The 21,926-nt window shown below is 36.6% G+C and carries 19 protein-coding genes; 6 read left to right on the top strand and 13 right to left on the bottom strand.

The features are described 5' to 3' along the window. Together IGJ50_RS01190 and IGJ50_RS01185 are read right to left on the bottom strand one after the other, a co-directional pair. Complete coding sequence (locus IGJ50_RS01190) at positions 1 to 1,218, bottom strand: ABC transporter permease (RefSeq protein WP_429948471.1); 1,218 nt, start codon at positions 1,216 to 1,218, stop codon at positions 1 to 3. 1 nt (position 1,219) lies between these two features. After that, positions 1,220 to 1,957 carry an ABC transporter ATP-binding protein gene (locus IGJ50_RS01185; protein ID WP_429948470.1) on the bottom strand — a complete coding sequence of 246 codons (738 nt, stop codon included), beginning with the start codon at positions 1,955 to 1,957 and terminating at the stop codon, positions 1,220 to 1,222. Positions 1,958 to 2,093: 136 nt separating this feature from the next. On the opposite strand from IGJ50_RS01185, the gene IGJ50_RS01180 reads away from it, so the two are divergent. From IGJ50_RS01180 to IGJ50_RS01170, 3 genes are all read left to right on the top strand, one after another. Further along, positions 2,094 to 2,522: an HIT family protein gene (locus tag IGJ50_RS01180; RefSeq protein WP_069640273.1), complete on the top strand. Its 429-nt coding sequence runs from the start codon at positions 2,094 to 2,096 to the stop codon at positions 2,520 to 2,522. Further along, positions 2,522 to 2,863: a YtxH domain-containing protein gene (locus IGJ50_RS01175; protein ID WP_429948468.1), complete on the top strand. Its 342-nt coding sequence runs from the start codon at positions 2,522 to 2,524 to the stop codon at positions 2,861 to 2,863. The genes IGJ50_RS01180 and IGJ50_RS01175 overlap by 1 nt, the downstream gene beginning before the upstream one ends. A gap of 299 nt (positions 2,864 to 3,162) precedes the next feature. Beyond that, on the top strand, positions 3,163 to 4,215 hold the full coding sequence (locus IGJ50_RS01170; RefSeq protein ID WP_069640275.1) for a peptidylprolyl isomerase: 1,053 nt from the start codon (positions 3,163 to 3,165) through the stop codon (positions 4,213 to 4,215). 50 nt (positions 4,216 to 4,265) lie between these two features. Here IGJ50_RS01170 and IGJ50_RS01165 read toward each other — a convergent pair whose 3' ends face one another. From IGJ50_RS01165 to IGJ50_RS01125, 9 genes are all read right to left on the bottom strand, one after another. Next, a complete protein-coding gene (locus IGJ50_RS01165; RefSeq protein WP_429948466.1) occupies positions 4,266 to 4,724 on the bottom strand; it encodes an ASCH domain-containing protein in 459 nt (152 codons plus the stop codon). A 15-nt stretch (positions 4,725 to 4,739) separates the two neighbouring features. After that, a complete protein-coding gene (locus IGJ50_RS01160; protein ID WP_069640277.1) occupies positions 4,740 to 5,684 on the bottom strand; it encodes a 3'-5' exoribonuclease YhaM family protein in 945 nt (314 codons plus the stop codon). Beyond that, entirely contained in the window at positions 5,681 to 8,383 is a 2,703-nt protein-coding gene (locus IGJ50_RS01155) for an AAA family ATPase (protein ID WP_429948464.1), read from the bottom strand. The genes IGJ50_RS01160 and IGJ50_RS01155 overlap by 4 nt, the downstream gene beginning before the upstream one ends. Next, positions 8,380 to 9,612 (bottom strand): metallophosphoesterase family protein, encoded by a 1,233-nt coding sequence (locus tag IGJ50_RS01150; RefSeq protein WP_429948462.1) that lies wholly within the window; start codon positions 9,610 to 9,612, stop codon positions 8,380 to 8,382. Before IGJ50_RS01150 ends, IGJ50_RS01155 begins: the two co-directional genes overlap by 4 nt. Positions 9,613 to 9,781: 169 nt before the next feature. After that, positions 9,782 to 10,912: a metallophosphoesterase gene (locus IGJ50_RS01145; RefSeq protein ID WP_429948460.1), complete on the bottom strand. Its 1,131-nt coding sequence runs from the start codon at positions 10,910 to 10,912 to the stop codon at positions 9,782 to 9,784. Continuing rightward, the gene (locus tag IGJ50_RS01140; protein WP_069640281.1) at positions 10,905 to 11,774 is read right to left on the bottom strand and encodes a phosphatidylserine decarboxylase; all 870 of its coding nucleotides are present in this window, start codon (positions 11,772 to 11,774) and stop codon (positions 10,905 to 10,907) included. The genes IGJ50_RS01145 and IGJ50_RS01140 overlap by 8 nt, the downstream gene beginning before the upstream one ends. Positions 11,775 to 11,795: 21 nt before the next feature. Beyond that, positions 11,796 to 12,401, bottom strand: coding sequence for a CDP-alcohol phosphatidyltransferase family protein (locus tag IGJ50_RS01135; RefSeq protein ID WP_069640282.1), 606 nt, complete (start codon positions 12,399 to 12,401; stop codon positions 11,796 to 11,798). A 241-nt stretch (positions 12,402 to 12,642) separates the two neighbouring features. Continuing rightward, positions 12,643 to 12,984: a YlbF family regulator gene (locus IGJ50_RS01130; RefSeq protein ID WP_069640283.1), complete on the bottom strand. Its 342-nt coding sequence runs from the start codon at positions 12,982 to 12,984 to the stop codon at positions 12,643 to 12,645. Between the two features lie 68 nt (positions 12,985 to 13,052). Then, positions 13,053 to 15,212: a PBP1A family penicillin-binding protein gene (locus IGJ50_RS01125; RefSeq protein ID WP_069640284.1), complete on the bottom strand. Its 2,160-nt coding sequence runs from the start codon at positions 15,210 to 15,212 to the stop codon at positions 13,053 to 13,055. Positions 15,213 to 15,760: 548 nt separating this feature from the next. Between IGJ50_RS01125 and IGJ50_RS01120 the strand changes: the two genes are divergently transcribed. From IGJ50_RS01120 to IGJ50_RS01110, 3 genes are all read left to right on the top strand, one after another. Then, positions 15,761 to 16,717, top strand: coding sequence for an endo-beta-N-acetylglucosaminidase family protein (locus IGJ50_RS01120; RefSeq protein ID WP_069640285.1), 957 nt, complete (start codon positions 15,761 to 15,763; stop codon positions 16,715 to 16,717). A 585-nt stretch (positions 16,718 to 17,302) separates the two neighbouring features. Next, on the top strand, positions 17,303 to 18,163 hold the full coding sequence (locus tag IGJ50_RS01115) for an RluA family pseudouridine synthase (RefSeq protein ID WP_207121495.1): 861 nt from the start codon (positions 17,303 to 17,305) through the stop codon (positions 18,161 to 18,163). A 196-nt stretch (positions 18,164 to 18,359) separates the two neighbouring features. Beyond that, entirely contained in the window at positions 18,360 to 19,664 is a 1,305-nt protein-coding gene (locus IGJ50_RS01110; protein ID WP_429948457.1) for an ISL3 family transposase, read from the top strand. 33 nt (positions 19,665 to 19,697) lie between these two features. Here IGJ50_RS01110 and IGJ50_RS01105 read toward each other — a convergent pair whose 3' ends face one another. Together IGJ50_RS01105 and argR are read right to left on the bottom strand one after the other, a co-directional pair. Continuing rightward, on the bottom strand, positions 19,698 to 21,245 hold the full coding sequence (locus IGJ50_RS01105) for a phosphomannomutase/phosphoglucomutase (protein ID WP_429948455.1): 1,548 nt from the start codon (positions 21,243 to 21,245) through the stop codon (positions 19,698 to 19,700). Between the two features lie 38 nt (positions 21,246 to 21,283). Beyond that, a complete protein-coding gene (argR, locus tag IGJ50_RS01100; RefSeq protein WP_207121494.1) occupies positions 21,284 to 21,739 on the bottom strand; it encodes an arginine repressor in 456 nt (151 codons plus the stop codon). Positions 21,740 to 21,926: the final 187 nt, after the last annotated feature.

Below are 21,926 nucleotides of genomic sequence, written 5' to 3'. Positions count from 1 at the left end.
TTAAACCTCCATTTTCTTCAAACGATAAGGAACATAGAATTTAGCAAATAAGAGAACTTCAATAATCAAAGCTCCGACCACTAATAAGCCTTCTTTCAAATCCGGTAGGGCAATCAAAACAAAAATACTAAACAACGCAGCAGCTACAAATAACAAGACTGTCATAAGTTTACTCACCGCTTGTTTCTTTTGTTCATTTGGGACAGGATATAAATGAGTCATCACCATATAATCAAACTGTGTATAGATCGGAATCAACTGAAAGCCAATCAAATAAATAAACAGGACTGATACTCCCAATGAAATCCAAAATTCTTTTAAGAAAAATAAAATCACCCCAGCAACCAACACTAAGCGAATAAATAGTCCGCTGTACTCTGATCCTCTTAAAAAACTACGGGCATACAGATATAAATACGTATTTTGGCTATTTTTCTTAATTTTATGCACGAGTGGATCAAGAAACTTCCGACGTTTGACACTGCTAGAAATTTCCGGTACATCTGTAAATAAATGGATAAACTGATAAATCCGATGCATTCGATTTTTTTCAGTTTGCACCATCGACTCCCAATCTAAAGAGAGTGATTGTTCTTTTTTCTTCAATACTAAATAAAAGAACGCGGCCTGCACCAAGGCGGCAACTGGTCCTGCTAGAGGCAATACATACAAGCTAAGCGCAATTGTAATGAAGCTTGTGACCAACCATAGTACTGACCATTGTTGATATACTCTTGCGGAAACTTGATACAACCCATACTTTTGCAAACGCAAATGACTTGCTTTCAAAATCCCTAACATCACAATAAAGTAGAAAAATGTAGCGAATGCCCAACCAGTTGAGACAACCACGAGCGGCATCGACATCCCGCCCATCAAGATTAACGTCACTAATGGTAGCCAGAAAGAATAACGCATGGCACGATTCAAGTAGCTGTTCATCTCGGGCTCTTTCGGTAAAATAAATACTTTATCAGCCTCTTGAGCTAAGGTAGCGATTCGCCCAATTTGTAACAATGCCAACCATAGAACCACAATAATTGGTCTGCCCCAGACAAAATTTTCTGGTAAGGTTTTTAACACTTGAGAATAATAAAAACCCAAGCCACCTAGTAAAAAGACACACACCAAAATAAAATGGTCATTAAAAACATAACGCATATACTTCATCATTTTCTTCAAATGGCGTGCTAAACGAATGCCAAAAAATCCAGACATATCAACCCACCTTTTCTTCTTTTGTTAATGCAATATAGATATCATCCAAAGAAGAACCAGGTAAACTAAACTCTTCACGCAACTCTTCCATGGAACCAACCGCTCGCACCTGACCATCATGTAAAACAACGAAACGATCGCAATAGCGTTCAGCAGTAGCTAAAATATGCGTAGACATCAAAATAGCAGCACCTTGATTTCGCATTTCATCCATTAATTCCAACAATGCGTGAATCGCTAACGGATCTAATCCTAAAAATGGTTCATCAATAATATACAAGCTAGGTTCAATCAAAAAAGCACATAAGACCATTACTTTTTGCTTCATTCCTTTTGAAAAATTAGCAGGAAACCAATCTAATTTATTCTCCAAACGGAATGTTTTTAATAAGGTATCTGCCCGTTTGAATGCTTCTTCGATTGGAATATCATAAGCCATTGCAGTAATTTCGATATGCTCTCTCAAGGTTAATTCTTCATATAATGAAGGTGTTTCAGGAATATAACCGATTTTTTTGCGATAACTTTCTGGCTGTTGTCGTAATGTTTCGCCATCAATAGAAATTTTCCCTTTTTGCGGTGTCAATAATCCGATCACATTCTTGATCGTGGTACTCTTTCCAGCACCATTCAAGCCGATCAAGCCGATCATCTCACCAGATTTCACTTCAAAATTAATATCTTTTAAAACAGGGATATGGCCATAGCCGCCTGTTAAGTGTTCAATTACTAAACTCATCTCATTGCCTCCAACTCATTTTTATCGTGAATCTATTATACCACGAACTTTTTGAAGGTTTCATGAACTTTTTCTCCCAAATAAAATTCAAGGTATGGTAAAGTAAAAGAAACAGTTAAAAGAAAGAAGGGAAACCATGAAAGAGTGTATTTTTTGTCAGATCATCGATCAGGCCATTCCTAGTTATAAAGTTTACGAAGATGAGCAGGTTTATGCGTTTTTAGACATCACTCAAGTAACGAAAGGTCATACTTTACTTGTTCCTAAAAAACATGTTACAGATATCTTTGATTATGAGCCAGCACTTGCTGGTGAAGTCTTTGCACGAGTTCCTAAAGTTGCCCGAGCTCTTGAAAAAGCTTTTCCAGAGATGCAAGGACTAAATATTATTAACAATAATAAGGAATTAGCGTATCAATCTGTTTTCCACTCTCATATTCATCTGATCCCACGTTTCGGGAAATCTGATGATTTCTCTATCCATTTTGGAAACAATCAAGATAGCTACTCTCGTGAAGAAATGCAAGCAATAGCTGAAAAAATTATGAAGCAGGTGGAACAATAATGGGAAAATTTTCTAAAGGAATTTTATTTGGCGCACTTGTTGGCGGTGTTGGCGGTTTACTTTTTGCTCCTAGAAGTGGTAAAGATACTCGTCAAAAATTTGTCGACGAACTAGAGGAGTGGTCTGATTTAAAAGAAGATTTTACCGAAAATTTAGACCATTTCAAAGAATCAGCACAGGCTTTACAGGCCACAGCAGACATGTACATTGAACCTTTTATTGACGGCATCAACCGTGATGTTGAAAACTTTATGTTTCAAGCCGAGCCTAGACTAGATCAAATCCAAGAGCAAGTAGAAAAAATTCAATCGGAATTACCAGAAATGCCATTAGAAGATTAAAAAAGCTGAGGATAAAATGATTATCCCTAAAATTTTATCCTCGTTTTTTTATTTTAATTCAAAAAACCATCTTTTTTAAATAAAATCAAGTGGCTTATTTCATCAATTAAAGAGGTATTTTAGACTAACTTTCTTAAAACCCACCGTTTTTATAGATGAAATTGTGTCCTAAATTCGAAAATTGTTTGAAACTATCGTTTACGTATTTCTTTTATGAAACATAGTGTGGTATAGTAATAACCGTGAGAATTAATTTCTACATAATAAAAAATAAAACAAACTTAGGAGTGCTAAAAAGAATGAAGAAAAAACTAATCTTAGCTGCAGCAGGTGTACTTAGTATTTTTACATTAGCTGCTTGTACAGGCGGTTCACAAGATATCGCAACAATGAAAGGCGGAACAATCACTGTTGATGATTTCTTTAACCAAACTAAATCAAGTCAACAAAGTCAACAAATCGTTCAACAAATGATCATCTATAAAGTATTTGATCAAAAATATGGTAAAGATGTTTCAGAAAAAGATATCCAAGCTCAATTTGATGAGACTAAGAAAAACATCGAAGCGCAAGGCGGAGTGTTTGCAGATCAACTAAAACAAGCTGGTCTTACAGAGAAAAGCTACAAAGAACAAATCAAACAAAGTCTTGCTTACAAAGCTGGAATCAAAGCACATATCAAAATCACTGATGAAGATTTAAAAGCTGCTTGGGAAACATTCCATCCAGAAGTAGAAGCACAAATCATCCAAGTCGCAACTGAAGACGAAGCAAAAGAAATCAAAAAACAATTAGATAACGGCGACGACTTCGCGAAAATCGCTAAGGATAAATCAACAGATACAACAACAGCAAAAGATGGCGGTAAAGTGAAATTTGATTCTCAAACAGAAACTATTCCTGAAGCTGTTAAAACAGCTGCTTTTAAATTAAAAGACGGCGAAATTTCTGAACCGATCCAAGCAACTGATTCAACTGGTTACCAATCAACATTCACTATCGTAAAAATGGTGAAAAATAAAGATAAAGGCAATGACATGGCTCCATTCAAAAAAGAGCTAACAAAAATTGCTGAAACTGCTAAACAAAACGATCAAGAATTTGTTCAAAAAGTGACTTCTGAAGTGTTAACTGCAGCAAATGTTAAAATCAAAGATGACGCATTTAAAGATGTCTTAGCTGGTTTAGTTGAAACAAAAGATTCTGCTAAATCAAGTGATTCTTCTAAGAAAGAAGAAAAAGAATCATCTTCTAAAGAAAAAGAATCTAAATCAAGTGACTCTGAAAAATCTAAAGATTCTTCAAGCAAAACTGAAGAATCATCAAGTAAAACTGAAGAGTCTTCTAAATAGTAGAACAAAAAAAAGAGATGGATTTCATCTCTTTTTTTTGTTCTACTATTTTAAAAAACTAACTCAAAAAGTTCATAAACAATTAATAGATCCTCTGAAAAAGTTAGATCATATTTCTCTAATGCTTGCTCAAAAAAAGGTTGGTGAACACTGCGCCAATAGCGCAATGTTCGATCCCCTTCTCCTTCAAGATAACCATGTACTTCTGATAGTTGAGAATATGGCAAGATATCCACTACTTTCGTACGAATAATCGCTTGTGCTTGGTTATTTCCATCTAACAGCACACTATAATCACCAACTTCGGGTAATTTTTCGTCTTCAAAGTCTCGTCCATATAAAAGGTGTAAGGAAGAGGTCCCTGTCTTTTCGCCTTTAAGAACATGGGCTAACAATTCATCTGCCATTTCAGGTGAGTTGCCAAAGGCCCAAGCTTCATAATGATCCGCTGTGATTTCAGATTGATTTTTAAATTGTGTCCATAAATCTACCACTGATTGATTCATCATTGTCTCCTAATCCATTTAAATATTCTTGGGTACATAAAAGCTACGATTGTCTAGCCCAAAGATTCGATCTGTATATTGTCCTGGCTCAGTTTGACGAACTGATCCTAACATCATTTGAATCGAAGCATCGATATTATCGATTTGATGTAATACTTCGGCTTCCATGATTCGTGGTCTAACTGGTGATCCGTATTCTAATAAGCCATGATGAGCTAAAACCATATGACGTAGCACAATCACATCTTCATCATTTTCATCGATTTTTAAAGCAATGCACGCCTTTGTTATTTCTTCATCTACAAGTACCAAGTGACCAATCAAATTTCCTGATAACGTATATTCAGTCGTCATCGCACCAGAAAGTTCTTTTACTTTGCCTAGATCATGTAAAATGATGCCAGAATAAAGTAATGCAGCATTTAATTCATTGTACTCCTTGCAGATTGCTTTGCCTAAACGTAGCATCGATACAGTGTGATAGGCTAAACCATTAGCAAAAGCATGATGGTTCCTTTTCGCAGCTGGATAATCAAAAAATTCCTTTTGATATTGTGTGAGTAAATAGCGAACGATTCGCTGCCAATGAGCATTAGTGATTTCAAACACTGTTTGATTGATTTCTTCCACCATATCTTCACGTTTTAGTGGCGCCCGTTCCATGTACAAAGTTGGTTGACTAGGTTCATCCGGTCGTGCCACGCGCATATGGATGATCTTCACTTGAGGATTGCCCTGATAGACTTCTCTTTTCCCATTTAAAAGAATAACATTTCCCGCTGCGAAACGACTGATTTCTTCTTCAGAAGCATCCCAGTATTTCCCGTCGATCGTGCCTGACGTATCTTGGAAAGTAAAAGCGATAAATTTTTTGCCATTTTTTGCGATACGCACATCCGCATTTTTGATCAAAAGAAATAATTCAAATGTTTCATCGACAGTTAATTCACGAATTTTTTTCATACTTCTGCTCCTTCTAATTCCATAATTGGTTGTTTCAACTCTTTATAATAGCTTACCATTTCTTTGTCAGAAGAAAAACAGATGACTTGCTGATGTTCAGAAAATACTGCAAATAATTGAGCTAATTGTTCTTTTCTTTGACTATCATAATGTAGCCAGCCATCATCAATCATGATCGGACATAAGTTACGTTGCTCTTGAAGATAAAGAAAGGCAAAACGAACGGCCATCACAACTTGGTCTCTTGTACCTGTAGACAATTCATGCAACATAAAACGTTCATGATCCTTACGAATGACAATCAGCTGTTCTTCTTGTAGTTGAATTGCACGATACGAATTTCGGGTCAATATTTTAAAATAATCGGTTGCCTTTTTTAATAGATTAGGTAATTGTTTTTCTGATAACTCCGTTAGTAAATCCATCAGTAACTGACCTGCTAATTGATTCCCTGACCATTCCAACGCTAGTTCTTCGATTCCAGTTTTTAACATTGCTTGTTCTTGATACAATTCATCCAGCGTTCCATCTGACAGCATTTGTTGTTTTTGATAAAGAAGTTCTTGTTCTTTTTCTTGTAGATGCTGGATGGTCGTTTCTATTGCTTTTATTTCTTGTGAAATTTCAAGCTGTCTTACGGTTAATTGTTGCGGCTCAATAGCTTCAGGATACACCCCTAGCAACATGGTTTGTAGTTCCTGTTTTCGTTTGTGGTTCGCTGAAGCTGTTTGGTAACGTTGAACTTTTTTGGGAATCTCATTGATTGAAGCAATCTGGAAACGTTGTAACAACGGTTTACTTTGATCCAGTACTTGCTGTTGTTTTTCCTTTACTTCTCGAATCGTCTGACGTGTATAAGCATCTGCTTGATACTCTTGTGCAAAACGGATTTTTTCCATTCTATCAGCAAAATTACCGATCACACGGATTCTTTCTGCTAAAGAAGTGCCCGCAATAGGTAAATGTGCTGTATAACGTTCTGTTTGCTCCGCTAATTTGGTTACCTGTCTCTGATCTTCTTTCAACTGAAGCTCAAGTTCTTGATTGGTATTGAGCAAAATCAAATAGCGAGTAATGTCTGAACGATGAGTCAACCAAAACTCAACTTGATCCATTCGGCCTAAATGGTTTTCTTTTACTTTTTCTGCAACAAATTGAGCCATTTCTTTCTCTTCTTTACGTATCTGTTTGATATCTGCTCTTATTTTTAGTAACTGATCATTTAAATAATCCAACTGAGATAATTTTTCTTGCCACTGTTTTTTTTCATTTTCGTAAGTATCCTTAGGCTGATAAAACAATGGCCAGACGCCTGCAATTATACAGCCCGCACTTAAGATAAACGTTCCGTAACGAAATGGAGTAGGTAAAAAGAAGCTCAACAATAAAATAAGTGCGCCAGCTCCACAAAAAAGTGGATTAATGTTTTTATTGGTTTGTCGGTAATTTTTGCGAAACATTTCTTTATTGATCGTTTCAAATGTACTTAAATTTTCTTCACGTGTCGCAATTTCTTCTTCTAATAATCGCAAGTCTGTTTGTGCGGTCTGTAGCTTAACTGTTCGTGCAATAATGTCTTCTCTCATCTCATTTATAACCTGTTCTTCAAAAGACAACTGCGGCGGATTCTCTCGACTCCACCCCCATTGTTTTTCTAAAGGAAGCATTTCTTGCTGATTTTGCTGTAAGGATTGGCTCATCCAACTGATTTCAGAAAGTAATTTATCGATATCATAACGTTGATTCAGTAGTTGTTGAATATGTTCTTCTTCGTTTAAATAAAACTGATAATCCTCTGTCTGATCTTGCGTCTCGCTTTGTGTAGCAATACTTTGATTTAAGCGCGTCAATTCTTCACTTAAAAAACGATATTGTTGAAAAAAAGAAAGCAATTGTTCTTCTTCTTCACGAGTTAGCACTGCCGTTGTTTTTGACTGTTCAATTGCTTGTAATTCTTCATACAACGGTAAATTCATGACTTGTTTTTCTAGTCGTGCCAACTGATCCTTCATTTCTTGTGACGCTTGGCGTTGCTCCGCTATTTTTTGCCCTGTAGTGTCTAATTCTACAAGCAGTTGTTGAAACGGACGCTCTTGTTGTTCTTTTTCATTGATCCGTTGCTGTAAGCGTTGATACTCACTTAATTTTTGATTTAACGGCGGTTGACTCCCTTTACCTTTATAAATCATCTGAGCCTGTTTAAAATAGGCTTCTCTACTTAGCAACAATTGCTGACTTCCTGATAGTCCTAAAGAAAGCAACGAAGTTTGCAATTCTTCTTCGTTTAATTTTTCTAAATGGCTAAGTTGTTCTTGCTGAAAGGTAAAAACCGATTGAAACAGCTCCTTGGTCAAAGGATAGAGCATCTTTTCCAATAAGGTTTCATCACCGATTTGATCATTAAAATAGACTTTTGCTTGTCCTTTATTTTGCCCTTTGAAGCGTTCAATTTGGACTTTCCCATAAACTGGATGCTCAAACCATAAGCGACCGCCATAAGCGCCGCCATTTTTTGGTTGATAGTCTTTTCTTTTTTTTCCTTTTGCAGGAAAACCAAAAAACATGGCTTGAACAAACTGATAAATCGTTGATTTCCCTGCTTCATTTGTTCCAAATAGTAATTGATTTTTCGGTTGAAATTCAATCTTATGTTGCTGCCATTTACCAAATCCAACAAGTTCTATTGCAATGAGTTTCATAGGCGATCCTCCTCAATAACGAAATCTGCTTTAATTTTCTGATCTGCTTGTACTACACTACGTTCACGCCACTCTTCATTTGGCTGTACTACAGATGAAAATAACGGATTTTGGACTAATTCCTGCAATGTATTTGAGAAGATTTCTGGTTGTAGATAATTTTTTTCTAGTTGCTTCAACAGCTCTGGATCCGCTGTGATCCTTACTTTTTCATCCAGCTCTTCAGTCAATAATCCAATTTGGAATAAAAATAAGAAATGATTGGATCGCTGAAGCAACGTAGTTTGTAAATAATGAAGTAACTCTCCATTCCCATAAGATATCCGGAATTCTTCACCGAGCTGCTCAGTATCTGTCAATTGGATTTCTTTTAAAACAACAGATTTTTGATCAAGACTTTCTGTCACAAGAAGCTCCTCCAATAAACTCAAGGCTTCTTGTAAGTTGCTAGTCTGGCTCAGTGAATACTTAGTCTTTTGCCAATTAACCTTGGCTACAGCTTCAAAATGAACAGTTGCATGGCCTGATTCGATAGACACAATCGCCACACCTTGAACAGTTCGTTCTTTTTTAGTATGACCTTGCGGTGTTCCTGGGTAGACAATCAGTGGGTCTGCACTCATCACCTGAGGTTGATGGATATGGCCTAACGCCCAATAGTCATAGCCCTTCCTCTTCATTTCACTGAATGAAAATGGCGCATAATTTTGCACTCCATTATTCACGGTATCACCATGATAAATCCCAATATGTAGATCTGCTGTGGCATCTTTACTTGGAAATTCAGAAAGTTTATTCTCATTGATCCACGGATGTTCATAGCTAAAGCTTGAAACGGCTATCTTTTCTTGATTTTTCGTCATAAAATAATGTGTTTCCACCTGCTCCTTTTGAAAAAGAAACATATTCTTGGGAAAATCAAACCAATAACGCTCTGCAACATAGTAATCATGATTTCCAAATGCCATGATCACAGGAATCTTCTCTTGTTCCAAACGCTTCATTTCAGCGATAAAATAGGCTTGTGTTCGGATCGATGTCCGACTTTGGTGAAAAGTATCCCCCGCAAAAATCACTACATCAACCTGTTTTTTAATCGCTATATCAACAATCGCTGTGACTACTTGATGGTTTGCCTGCTGTAATTTTCCAGCGATTTGTTTGGGTATATTTTTTAGGCCTTCAAAAGACCGATCCAGATGTAAATCTGCCGTATGCAATACTTTCATTAGATCCTCCTATTCGCCTTGATTCTTTTCTCTAATCATATCATTTTATTAAGTATCGGTCAGTAAAAACATACGAAAATTTGTTCGTTTTTCATTTTTTAAAGACTATAAAAAGAAAGAAACTGAAATCAAACTCTACAAGCTACGATTCCAGTCCTACTATTTCCAGCTATTCTATTATAATATCGATTTGAACGATTTCACTTTGTGTCCCAATCCGCATTGGCGGTCCCCATGTCCCAACACCAGAAGAGACTATCACCTGTGGGCTATTTTCATTTTTACGATAGTAACCATAGTCCACAATAAAATACGCTTTTGTTACTAAGCTGAATGGAAATATTTGCCCTTGATGGGTATGGCCTGAAAGAATCAACTCATTTGATTGCTCATATTCTTCTAGGTTAGAGGGTTGATGATCTAAGATAATTTTTGGTAGTTGGTTTCCGACTTTTTCAAATTGATCTTGCAGACTTTCTCTAGTGCCATCTTGTGAACCGATCGGTCGGCTATCTTTGCGACCGACAACCAATAGTTCTTCACCAACAACTGTCATTTCATCTTCTAACAAAGTAATTTTTGCTGATTGAACTAACTCTTTCATCTTTTCAAAGCTTGCTCCAGCATCATGATTGCCCCAACACATGTAGGTACCATAAACAGAAGACAGTCGACTAAGCTGTTTTTCCATGCCCTTTGCATCTTGTAATGCTTGATAATTACCATCAAACAAATCACCGGAAATAAAAATAATATCTGGCTGCAGTTGATTGATTTTTGTGACAATTTTTTCTAATTTCTTCACGTCATTAACATAGCCTAGGTGCACATCGCTAATCAAAACGGCCTTTATTTTTTGGGACTTACCGTCTGTTGGTTTATCGATTATTACTTGATAATTCACTGTCTTGATTTGTTGCGCTTGCCATGAACCATACCAAAATAAAACAACTGTTACAGCTAGTGCAATTATCCAAATAAGCAACTCATTTTTTGATTGAATCATTGTGTTTTTTTTAGTTATTTTAAGGATCAAATCAGTTATCCCAAAACTAACTAACGATAAAAACCAGTACGACAACCAGTAACTGCCGATTTTCCCAACCACACCACCAACATTTCCATTAAACACTAATAATGTCACTAAGGCTGCAATAGCCAATAAACCAATGATTCCCCATAAGATCCCTGGATATTTAAACCATACAAAATGCTTTAAAATAGCCAGAAATTTTCTACCAATATAGTAGTTCCCTAAAAGGAATAATCCAGTAATGCCTAGAAAGGCTAATTTATTCATTATTCCCCTCTCTCTTTTCACCTATCACCTGACCAAAATCGACGATCGTTTCACGATTATTTTCGGTGTTAAGCCAAATTTCAGGATCGATTCGCACTTGATGTTCTTGAAATAATAGAATCACTGTTGATCCGCCAAATTCAAACCACCCTTTTTTCTCAAAACGATGACACTTTCCTGATTTTTTTAAGTTTTTGATCTTGCCGACCATTAAAGCACCTACTTCGATCTGTATGATTTTCCCAAAGTTTTTGGTTTCAATCACCGTAACTTCTCTGGCGTTTCTAGAAAAAACGGGCTCATTATGGATTGCTACTGGTTGAACTGTGTGGAATACACCCGAAATTTTCTGTTGTTCGAGAATCGTTCCTTCATCAATAAAATAATAATGATGATAGTCATCAGGTGTTAAACGAAAAATGACAGCACTACCGCCTTGCCATTCATCAGCAAGGCTTGTGTTATCAAGTAACTCTGAAAGAGCATATTCAGAATGTTTCACATTAAACGTTCGTTTTTTACTGATTGGATAAACGGTGACTTTAGCATCACACGGCGCACATAAAAATGCTTCCTCTTCAGTCAGTAGACGTGCTTCAGGTCTGATCTCCCGCATAAAGAAATGGTTGAACGAAGTGTACTCTTCAGCTATGTAGTCTTCTACTTGGAGTTTGTTTTTCTTGATGAAGCGGGGAATCATTCCTTTTGAGAGCGGGCTATTTAAATAAGCCCCAGCCACTTTGGTCAGCGGAGGCTGGATGCATCCCTTTAAAAGAAGGCGTCCTACTGGATTTTTATATAGAAAAGTCAATAAATGACTTCCGCTTTCTGAAATAGACACTGTTTTAAAGCGTTTTTCCATGTCTTTACTCCTTTGAAAAGTTTAGCGAATAATAAAGGCGACAATTGCACCTACGAATGCCCCAAAAGCTAGCTTTCTAGGATCGACTTTTTTGATTTTCACTTTTGAAATAAATAAAAAACCAATGACGAGTAAGGCTGCTGGATAAACTAAGGCGATCGCAATATGCAATCTACCCGCAATAAAGAATAACAAAGGTATCAGTGCAGCACTGCTTGTCACGGGTAAGCCTTCATAATATTCACGACGATCACACGTCTGTTCTTTTCGTTCCATTTCAGTCACATTATAATGTGCCAAACGAATCAACGCAGCTAAAATATAAAATACAAATAATGGCAAATAAATCCCTTGCGTCAAACCAGATGCATACCCTAAAACAGTCGGAAAAACCCCGAAACTGATCAAATCAGCTAATGAATCGATTTGAATACCGTAGCACATTTCACTTTTTGTCCGCTCTTTCATATTCGCAACAAAGCCATCAAACATATCACAAATACCTGACAAGACTAAACAAAAAATTGCTTCAACGATATGCTGGGTTAATGCTAAATACATACCAACTATAGAAAAAACTGCATTTCCATAGGTTAGAATAACTGTGTAATCATAAATACCAATCATACTTTTTGTTCCCCAATCCTTTTTTCATTTAGTATTACTATATCATTAAAAGAGCAGAAATTGGGAAATTTTTTCAGATTTCATGTGATTTTTAGTGTCTCATATGTTTTATTCTCCCTTTATTCTCTACTCCTTTTCGCAAATCAAATATTCCATAAAAAAAACAAAAAGCCTCTTTAATATAGCAGTGAAAATACATTCTATCTGCTATGTTTAAAGAGACTTTTTACAATTTAATCAATTAATCGTTATACAAATCACGAATCGGTGTCATGATAATACGGTTCAAATCATTCACAATCAAGCTAAATGCTTGTTCTTTTTGCATCAATTGGTTGATGACCTCTGCTTTTTGAACCTCTGTTGCTAACGCTTGCGCTTTTTCAGCATCTTCTTCTGAAAATTCTTCGCCACGCATTTGTTTTTCTTGTAAACCTTGTTGGAACGTTTGGAATTCTTTGAATAAAGTGTATGCTTCTTCGTCTGCTTTCACTTCAGCGTAAGCTTGTTCTAAGGCTTTAAACTCTTCCATCTCACGGATTTCGCGTTCTACTTGATTAGCTGTATCATAAATATTGCTCATTCAATCTCCCTCGTTTCTATAAATTCTTCTCTTTGATTGTACCATTCTTTGATTCGTTTTCAAACCGATTATTCTCCTGTTAAACCACCAAAGAAGTCTTTCAAGCCATTTTTCGCATTGTCCCAACCTTCTTTGATTTTGCCGCCGATATCTTTGGCACCTTCTTTAACTTGACCACCGATATCTTTCACACTATCTTGCCAATCATTAGTATTTCCTGCTGGAACTGCTCCAGCTTCTTGTACGATCCCACCTGTCGCATAAGCATCTGCTACAGTGAATGGTGTTTGCGCTGTATACGGCATGATCCCTTGTGCTTGACTACTAAAGACAGTTGAAGCATGCGTGGCACTACTTCCTTGTAAATAGTGACTTTCACTTGTTTGTTCAAAACCAAGCCATGTTGCAATCACTACATCCGGTGTATAGCCGACAACCCATTGGTCATTCGTTTTATCTGTATCAAAATTGGTCTCTGTCGTTCCAGTCTTACCAGCCATGACATAACCAGCCGGATCAGCATTGATCCCTGTTCCCGAACTAAAGACACCTAGAAGCATACTCGTCATTTGATCCGCTGTATCTTTTGTGATGATTTGTTTTGTTTTAGCATTTGTATTATCTTCGATCACAGCACCTGTTGAGTCAACGATTTTAGTAATCAAGTGAGCCTCTGACTGAGCGCCACCAGTTGCAAATGGACTGTAAGCATTCGCCATCGTCAATGGTGAAACACCCGTTTTCAATCCACCTAAAGCTAATCCATAATATTTATCTTCGCTCGCTAATGGGATCCCAAATTTTTGTGTCTTTTCAAAGCCTTTATCCAACCCTATTTTATGCAACGTCCAAACAGCAGGTAGATTCAAACTTTCTCCTAATGCTTGATACATTGGGACTTCACCACTATTTGTGCGGCTATAGTTTTCTGCTGGGTAATAATCTTGCGGTTGATCTTCTAAAATACTATCTGGTTTCATTCCAGTTTCCAATGCCGGTGTGTACACCGAAATTGGTTTCAAGGATGAACCGGGAGAACGTTTTGTTTGAGTGGCAAAGTTAAACCCACGATACACATGCTCGCCTCGTCCGCCAACTACTCCTTGTACGCCACCCGTTTTAGGATCAAGGGCAACTGATCCACTTTGAACCACTGCACCATCTTCTGCATTCGGTGGGAATAGGGCATCATTGTCATATGTCTGCTGCATCGCTGTTTGATAATTTTGATCTAATGCTGTATAGATTTTATATCCTTTATTTAATAAGTCTTCCTCTTTCATCCCATACTTATTCACTGCTTCATCAATCACTGCATCAAAGTAATAAGGATAGCGATAATCGGAGTTTTTATCTGAATAATTATCAGCTAGCATACTATTCATATCCACCCCTGCTTGAGCATCGGCTTCACCTTGAGATAATTTGCCATTATCAACCATTAATTGTAACACTGTATTACGACGATTTACCGCATTCTCCAAGTAATCAAGTGGATTGTAAATACCTGGTCCTTTCAACATACCAACTAAAGTTGCTGCTTGACCTACTGTTAATTCACTGGCGCTGACAGCAAAATAGCGATGTGAAGCATCTTCAATTCCCCAAACCCCATTACCAAAGTAGGAATTATTCAGATACATTTCTAAAATCTGCTGTTTATCATATTTTTTCTCGATTTCGATCGCTAAAAATAGTTCTCTTGCTTTACGTGTCATTGTTTGTTCTTGTGTGAGGTAGGCATTTTTGGCTAGCTGCTGAGTGATCGTACTTCCTCCGCCGCCTCCACCAATTTTACCAAAACTAAGTTTTCCGACTACCGCCCGAAAAAGTCCTTTGATATCATACCCATGGTGGGTCTCAAAATTTCGATCCTCAGTTGAAATTAACGCGTCTTTCACATAGGGAGAAATTTGATCGATCGTGACGAAGGTTCCTTTTTGCCCAAATAATTTCCCTGCTTCATCGCCATTTTTATCATAAATAACGGTAGATTCCTCTAACCCTTTTTTCAAAGCACCGACATTTGCAGATTTAGCCAACGTAAATAAATAAATGCTGGCAATGAGAACAACAAGCATCCCTAATAGCAAAATAATTTTATTTATTTGATATTTTTTCCAAATCCGCTTACGCCAGTGATGAAAACGGACAAGATACGGTTTGATCCACGTCCAAAAACGTTGGAAACCAGATTTTATTTTTTCCATAATTGTTTTAAAGTCCATAGTGCTCCCTCTTTATATAAAAGTTTCTAAGCTATTTTAACATAATTTAGCATTTAGATTCATCCGGCTTTAGCATGAATTATGCACAGAGATCATGTTTTGCCTATTTTAGCATGCTTTTCTTTTAATTTTATGTAGAAAAGCTTAAGAATCTGTCAAGAAAATAAAAATTCTTAAGAATATACTACGGATCGAGCTTATTAGTTAGAATATAAAAAAAAGTTTCTCCTCTTAATGATTTCTTTAGAAAAAAGTTACAATTTCAAATAAATTAGGGCAAAGAAAATTCATATTTAGTTTGTATTATATATATATACCAACAAACAACCCTAACAAAACACTTTTTCATTTTTTAACTCCTTTCCCACTCTTCCCCAAAGAGTGGGTCTTTTTTTATTTCGAGAAAATTTTCAAATAAGTGAGTAAAAAAGTGAAACTGATACCTAGATAGCTATCTATAGACACTCTCATTGTGACTTTTGATTTTTTTATGCTACACTTTTCCCGAAATGTAAACGTTTCAAAAGAAATCGAAGAGGAGTGTTTTTATGTCTAAGAAGTTAACATTTTTGCTGATCCCAATTTTTATTTTACTAAGTTTTAGTCTGTTGCCTAACCAATCAAATGCTATAGAGGCTAATCCAGAAGATCCGATTATGATGGCCTATTATCGTACCTGGCGCGATATTACCATGCCTCATGATGCAAACTCCACTTTACCTGATCAAAATGTAACTGCGATGACAGATATTCCAGAAGGAGTAGATATTGTCTCTGTCTTCCATTATGTCAATCCAGGGACGAATCAACAGAAATTCTGGGACACCCTGAAAACTACTTATGTTCCACTATTGCACGCCAGAGGAACACGTGTCATTCGGACAATTGATATTAGAGAAGTTTGGAATGTTCCACATACAGGTGTTACCCCGACAACAGCTGAGTATGAACGCCATGCACAACAATTAATTGATACTTATCTAACACCCTGGAACTTAGATGGACTGGACGTCGATATGGAATCTAGCTTGACCGCCCAGCAAGAAGAAATGGCTGTGGGTACGTTCAAAGCATTATCGAAACAATTAGGTCCAAAGGCCAATACAGGGAAACTATTGATTTATGATACAAATAAAGACAATCATTCTTTATTTAAAAAAACTGCTTCTTATTTTGATTATTTATTTGTCCAAGCTTATGGCCGCTCTGCTGCATCTTTGGATAATACTTGGAATACGTATAAAACTTCGATCATCCCACAACAATTTCTCCCTGGAATCTCTTTCCCCGAAGAACAAGACCAGAATCGGTGGAATGATACTGTAGACCCTTATCAAACAAGTCGCGCTTATTCTTATGCAAAGTGGCATCCAAAAGATGGACAAAAAGGGGGCATGTTTGTTTACGCCATTGATCGAGATGGCAAACAATTTGGTGATGATACAATCACAAAAACTGATTTTAGCTGGACGAAACGTTTGATTAATACGATGAATGGTCAATAGTTAACCGTTTTGTGAAAAACTTAAACACTTCTTTAGAAAAAATTTACAGTTTTGAATCAATTAATACACAAAAAATTCATATTTGATTTGTATTATATATGTATACCAACAAACAACCCTAACAAAACACTTTTTCATTTTTTAACTCCTTTTCCCACTCTTCCCCAAAGAGTGGGTATTTTGTTGCGAATCACTGCGATTGGCAATAACAGAGCAGATGATGAGCAATACTTGGCGAATGCAGTGAGCGACGTTTCATCACTTGTGAATCACCATAATTAACTATATTAAAGCAGATCAGACGCAATACCTGGCACGTTTCATTACTTGTGAATCACCAATCTTCTTAAACTAAATAACGATAGACAACTTTAAAAAGAACAGCAAACTTTAAAAATTGGTCAATTGCTGCGAATCGCAAAGAACAACCTGATCAATGGCCCATAGAAAAGTTACTCCTTTCCAGTAATCCGTTTCAAAAATTAACTTCTGCTTCCTCTACCGATTTAATTCCATCTAACCACTTGAACTTATCCCTTCATTTGTTAAACTATGAGAGAACGCTATTGAAAAGGTGGAAAACAAATGGAATTATCCATCCAGTTACCTAAGAATTTTAAAGAACAAACAGTCCGAGAACTGCTTGAACAAGAATGGTTAGTCCCTCGTAAAGTCCGACATTTTTTGCGCACTCGAAAAAATGTCTCGATTAACGGATCGTCTGCACTGTTTCATTTCCCTGTAAAAAGTGGGGATATTGTTACTTTAAAGTTTGAATCTGAAGACTATCCAACACCTACGATTCTTCTAGGAAATACCGCGAATATTGATGTTTTATTTGAAGATGAACAGTTGATTATTTTGAATAAACCGATAGGAATGAAAACTCATCCTAACCAACCTGATGAAAATGATACACTACTCAATCATTTAGCTGCTTATTTGGCACCGAAAAAACAAATTCCATATGTGGTGCATCGTTTAGACAAAGAAACAAGTGGTGCGATTTTATTTGCTAAAAATCCTTTTGTACTGCCCATTTTAGGACGTCTATTAGAAAGTAAACAAATCTATCGACGTTACCAAGCGGTGATTTCGGGAAATTTAGCCAACTCTTTGACTATTCGTAAAAAAATTGGCCGTGATCGACATGATCGGCGCAAACGTGTGATTGATGAGCAACGTGGCGATCTGGCAATTACGCATGTTGAAGTTGATTCTTATGTAAAAAAGGTGAATCAGACAACACTCTATTGCATTTTAGAAACTGGCCGAACCCATCAAATCCGTGTACATTTGGCAAGTATAGGGCACCCAATCATTGGTGATCCTTTGTACCATCCAAAACCTACTGGGCGTTTGATGCTTCATGCTTATGAATTACACCTAACCCATCCATTTACTGGAGAAGTGATTGCAGCAATTGCTGAACCTAGTTTATGGTAAATGAAAAGCTAGGAAGAACACAAATGTTCTTTCCTAGCTTTTTATTACTTCTTCAATGATTCCTTTAATTGGCTCTATACTTTCTGATGTTGGTGAGAAATCACCGGCATCTTTTTAATGCAAAATAATAGAAAAGACACCCTGATATCCTTTAGAATTAAGTCGTCTAAAACCATTCAAAAAGGAGGAAATCAAGATGTCCTACACCAATCTTATCAAAGAAACCTTAGATATTCTAGACTTAAACATTACTTTTAATGAAAATGGCTTAAAAAAAGAACGAATCAAAGGTAGAATCTGTCAGGTCTTCTCAGGTACGCTCGATTATGCTGCTCATGTTTGTCCTCATTGTGAATCGAAAGAGAATGCCGCCATTATACGTTGGGGCTTTACAACTTGTCTGATTTTACTGAATGATGTTTCGGAGTATCAAACGTATTTACGCTTGAAGAAACGCCGTTTCTTCTGTTACTCCTGTAATCGATCGTTCGTTGCTAAAACGAGTCTTGTTGAAAAACATTGTTCGATTTCAACTAAAGTGAAGCTATCCATTGCCGATAGGCTCAGAAAAACCACTTCTATGAGTGAAATTGCGCGTCAAAAGAAGGTCTCTGTCTCTTCTGTTTATCGTGTCCTAAAACGATTTTATGAACCTAAAAAAATTAACCGACTCACTTTACCTGAAGTCCTTTGTTTTGATGAATTTAAATCAGTTAAGCAAGTCACCGCTTCTATGAGTTTTATCATGATGGATGGTCAAACAAAGCAGTTAATTGATGTCGTTGAAAATCGTCAGCTCCCTTTTCTAGAGCGGTATTTTTCACGTTTTCCTTTGGCTGTTCGTAAAACGGTTAAGTATATTGTTTGCGATATGTATGCTCCTTATTTTTCTCTCGTTAAAAAGTTATTTCCGACGGCTCAGATTATTCTTGATCGCTTTCATATTGTCCAACTAATCAGCCGAACCTTTTTAAAGCACCGTATTCAGAGAATGAATACATTTCTTCATCAGGGAAATACAGAAGCAAAAAAATATCGACACTTGAAGAAATACTGGAAACTTCTTCAAAAAAATCAGTCGAAGCTTGATTTTGAAAAACGCCTTTGGCGTTCTTCCTTCCGCACCTATTTAACTGAAACAGAAGTCGTGGATCGATTACTTGCGTATGATAACGAGCTGAAGACTAGCTACACGTATTATCAGGACTTTCTTTATGCCGTACAGACAAGAGATTTTGCTCGGTTTTATGCACTATTAGACGAAGATTTTTGTCGTCTTCCTACCTATTACCAAACGACTATTGGTACTTTTAAGAAGTACAAAAATGAAATTAAAAATGCGCTAGAATTGCCTTATTCTAATGGACCATTGGAATGTTTAAACAACCATATTAAAGTGTTGAAGAGAAATGCTTATGGGTTTCGTAACTTTTACAATTTTAAGTTGAGAATTTCTTTATGTTTTGGCACTATTCTTTTTCAAGAAAATAGAAAAACCTAGAGGAAATTTCCTCTAGGAATCATATTAATCGATTTAATTCTTTAGATTTTCTTCACCAACATTAGTTGACAAAGAGCCCTTTAATTTAGCTAAATCCAATTGTTTATACTCTTCAAAGAAACTTGCTAATTCTTCTAAAACCTTTTGATTCATTCCATCTTGATCATTTTCGACTTGTAAAACTAGTAAGGGTTCATGCAAACTCATACGCAATAACAACCACCCGCTGCCATATTCATTAGAAACATTGATTCGTATCCCTTCATAGTTTTCAGGATCAATTTTTAGCCCTCGTTGACTCTCTACAAAATCATTTAAATCTCGAATCACTTGTTCACCGTACTCGCGAACATTTTCTGCTAGAATCTCAAAGCGTAATTCCTGAGTTTCTGCTGGTTGTTTTAATGAGCTGATCAAATCGCCAAGTGTTGAGCCCTCTTTTTTTAATTTAGGTAACAGCATCAGGATTTTAGCGATAACATAGGCACCATCATCTAAATAGTAATTTTCTTTAAAAGCTGCATGTCCACTGGTTTCGATTGCTAATTGAGTATCGATTCCTTCATCGTTCAGTTCAATCATTTTATTGATCACATTGCGATAACCAGAAACATAACGCACTTGTTTACCACCTTTTGACTCGATGAATACTTTCAAATGACTTGAAGTTGGTGAATTTGTTACAATGCTACTGCCTTGATATTCAGCTAAAACGATTGTCGCTAGAACAGCAATCAAATTATTTCGGTTGATTACTTCACCTGACGCATCCACTACCGCCGAGCGATCTACATCCGTATCAAAAATCACACCTAAATCTGCTTTGTTTCTCAAAACTGCTTGCTGAATACTTGCCATTGCTTCTTTATTGTCAGGATTAGGAATATGATTTGGGAATATACCGTCAGGTTCTAAAAATTGCGAACCTGTAATGTCTGCGCCAAGTTTGGCTAAGACTTGTTCTGCAAAGAAACCACCTGCTCCATTACCAGCATCTACTATGATATGAAAACCTTCTAATGGTTTTTCTTCTGTCGTTTTCATGCCTTTGCGAATTTTATCGGTTAAATCAGCAGAATAATCCTCTAAAATCGAGGTTTTGGTAACTGTTCCTTTCGCTACAAGTGCTGGTTTGTCAGTGTGTTCTAAGAGATACGCAATATCCTTTTTCTCTGCGCCTCCAGATTTAGTGAACAACTTCAAGCCATTAAAATAATAAGGCAAATGACTCGCAGTGATCATAATTGCCGCATCACAATCATATTGTGGAAATTGCGTGGTCATAAACATAGCTGGCGTTGTCGCTAAACCAAAATCTAACACTTCGATATTTTGCTCTACAAAGCTGTCAATCAAAGCTTGTTTTAAGCTATCTGCCGAAATACGGCTATCATGACCGATACCGATTTTTAATTTTCCTGATTGATGTTTTTCAGCTAAGTGTTTCTCATCACGAAGCCAATGAACCATTCCGACTGCAATTTTCCCGACTTGCGCTGGTGTTAAGTTCGCTGTTTTTTCCTCATGCTCTATTGCTATTCCTCTTATATCTGACCCGTTTTGTAACGCTTTCAAATCCATGTAACCAAATCTCCCTTCATTTTTTGATTGGTTTTATTTTAATCTATCATTGCTTCAAAACGTTCAACAACAGCTACCGCGTCATCTTCTGAACGAGCAATAATAATGATTGTATCAACTCCTGCGACCGTTCCTGCAATTTCTTCATAACTGACTTCATCTAAAAAATTAGTGACGACATCTGCTGCGCCCATATCTGTATGGACGATGACCATAAATTGGACACGTTCCATGCGAGTCACTGAATCTTTCACAGATTCTTTTAGTTTTTCCTCACTGCTAGATACTTGTTGTTGAGAAAATAAGGCATACTTTACTCTGCCATCTGAACCGTGCGTTTTAACGATGCTCATTTCACGTACATCTCTTGAAACAGTAGCTTGGGTTGCTTTGACACCAGATTGTTCAAGAAGTGCAATCAGGTCGTCTTGGGTTTCTATTTCATTTTCTGTAATCAGTTGCTTGATCAACCGTTGTCGGTCTGCTTTTTTCATGTTTAGCTACACTTCCTGTTTTGGTTATTTTCTTTATTATAGCGAAAGTTTGGAGAATTTGCATTTCTTTTTGGTAAAAATTACTTTATTATGAGAAAAGTTGGGTATGTGATGAAAAAAATTCGCGTCCGTTTGGTATCATGGACACGAAGCTTTAGTTTTTATTAGATTAATTTTCTTATATTTC

This window comes from Enterococcus sp. AZ101 (assembly GCF_050499005.1).
GTDB classification, from domain to species: Bacteria; Bacillota; Bacilli; order Lactobacillales; family Enterococcaceae; genus Enterococcus_L; species Enterococcus_L ureilyticus.
This window is presented reverse-complemented; position numbering and strand designations above follow the sequence as displayed.

What these genes read in the sequence shown, in the direction of transcription:
- IGJ50_RS01190 (WP_429948471.1), bottom strand. Translation starts at nt 1,218, where the DNA reads ATGTCTGGATTTTTTGGCATTCGTTTAGCACGCCATTTGAAGAAAATG.
- IGJ50_RS01185 (WP_429948470.1), bottom strand. Translation starts at nt 1,957, where the DNA reads ATGAGTTTAGTAATTGAACACTTAACAGGCGGCTATGGCCATATCCCT.
- IGJ50_RS01180 (WP_069640273.1), top strand. Translation starts at nt 2,094, where the DNA reads ATGAAAGAGTGTATTTTTTGTCAGATCATCGATCAGGCCATTCCTAGT.
- IGJ50_RS01175 (WP_429948468.1), top strand. Translation starts at nt 2,522, where the DNA reads ATGGGAAAATTTTCTAAAGGAATTTTATTTGGCGCACTTGTTGGCGGT.
- IGJ50_RS01170 (WP_069640275.1), top strand. Translation starts at nt 3,163, where the DNA reads ATGAAGAAAAAACTAATCTTAGCTGCAGCAGGTGTACTTAGTATTTTT.
- IGJ50_RS01165 (WP_429948466.1), bottom strand. Translation starts at nt 4,724, where the DNA reads ATGATGAATCAATCAGTGGTAGATTTATGGACACAATTTAAAAATCAA.
- IGJ50_RS01160 (WP_069640277.1), bottom strand. Translation starts at nt 5,684, where the DNA reads ATGAAAAAAATTCGTGAATTAACTGTCGATGAAACATTTGAATTATTT.
- IGJ50_RS01155 (WP_429948464.1), bottom strand. Translation starts at nt 8,383, where the DNA reads ATGAAACTCATTGCAATAGAACTTGTTGGATTTGGTAAATGGCAGCAA.
- IGJ50_RS01150 (WP_429948462.1), bottom strand. Translation starts at nt 9,612, where the DNA reads ATGAAAGTATTGCATACGGCAGATTTACATCTGGATCGGTCTTTTGAA.
- IGJ50_RS01145 (WP_429948460.1), bottom strand. Translation starts at nt 10,912, where the DNA reads ATGAATAAATTAGCCTTTCTAGGCATTACTGGATTATTCCTTTTAGGG.
- IGJ50_RS01140 (WP_069640281.1), bottom strand. Translation starts at nt 11,774, where the DNA reads ATGGAAAAACGCTTTAAAACAGTGTCTATTTCAGAAAGCGGAAGTCAT.
- IGJ50_RS01135 (WP_069640282.1), bottom strand. Translation starts at nt 12,401, where the DNA reads ATGATTGGTATTTATGATTACACAGTTATTCTAACCTATGGAAATGCA.
- IGJ50_RS01130 (WP_069640283.1), bottom strand. Translation starts at nt 12,984, where the DNA reads ATGAGCAATATTTATGATACAGCTAATCAAGTAGAACGCGAAATCCGT.
- IGJ50_RS01125 (WP_069640284.1), bottom strand. Translation starts at nt 15,212, where the DNA reads ATGGACTTTAAAACAATTATGGAAAAAATAAAATCTGGTTTCCAACGT.
- IGJ50_RS01120 (WP_069640285.1), top strand. Translation starts at nt 15,761, where the DNA reads ATGTCTAAGAAGTTAACATTTTTGCTGATCCCAATTTTTATTTTACTA.
- IGJ50_RS01115 (WP_207121495.1), top strand. Translation starts at nt 17,303, where the DNA reads ATGGAATTATCCATCCAGTTACCTAAGAATTTTAAAGAACAAACAGTC.
- IGJ50_RS01110 (WP_429948457.1), top strand. Translation starts at nt 18,360, where the DNA reads ATGTCCTACACCAATCTTATCAAAGAAACCTTAGATATTCTAGACTTA.
- IGJ50_RS01105 (WP_429948455.1), bottom strand. Translation starts at nt 21,245, where the DNA reads ATGGATTTGAAAGCGTTACAAAACGGGTCAGATATAAGAGGAATAGCA.
- argR (WP_207121494.1), bottom strand. Translation starts at nt 21,739, where the DNA reads ATGAAAAAAGCAGACCGACAACGGTTGATCAAGCAACTGATTACAGAA.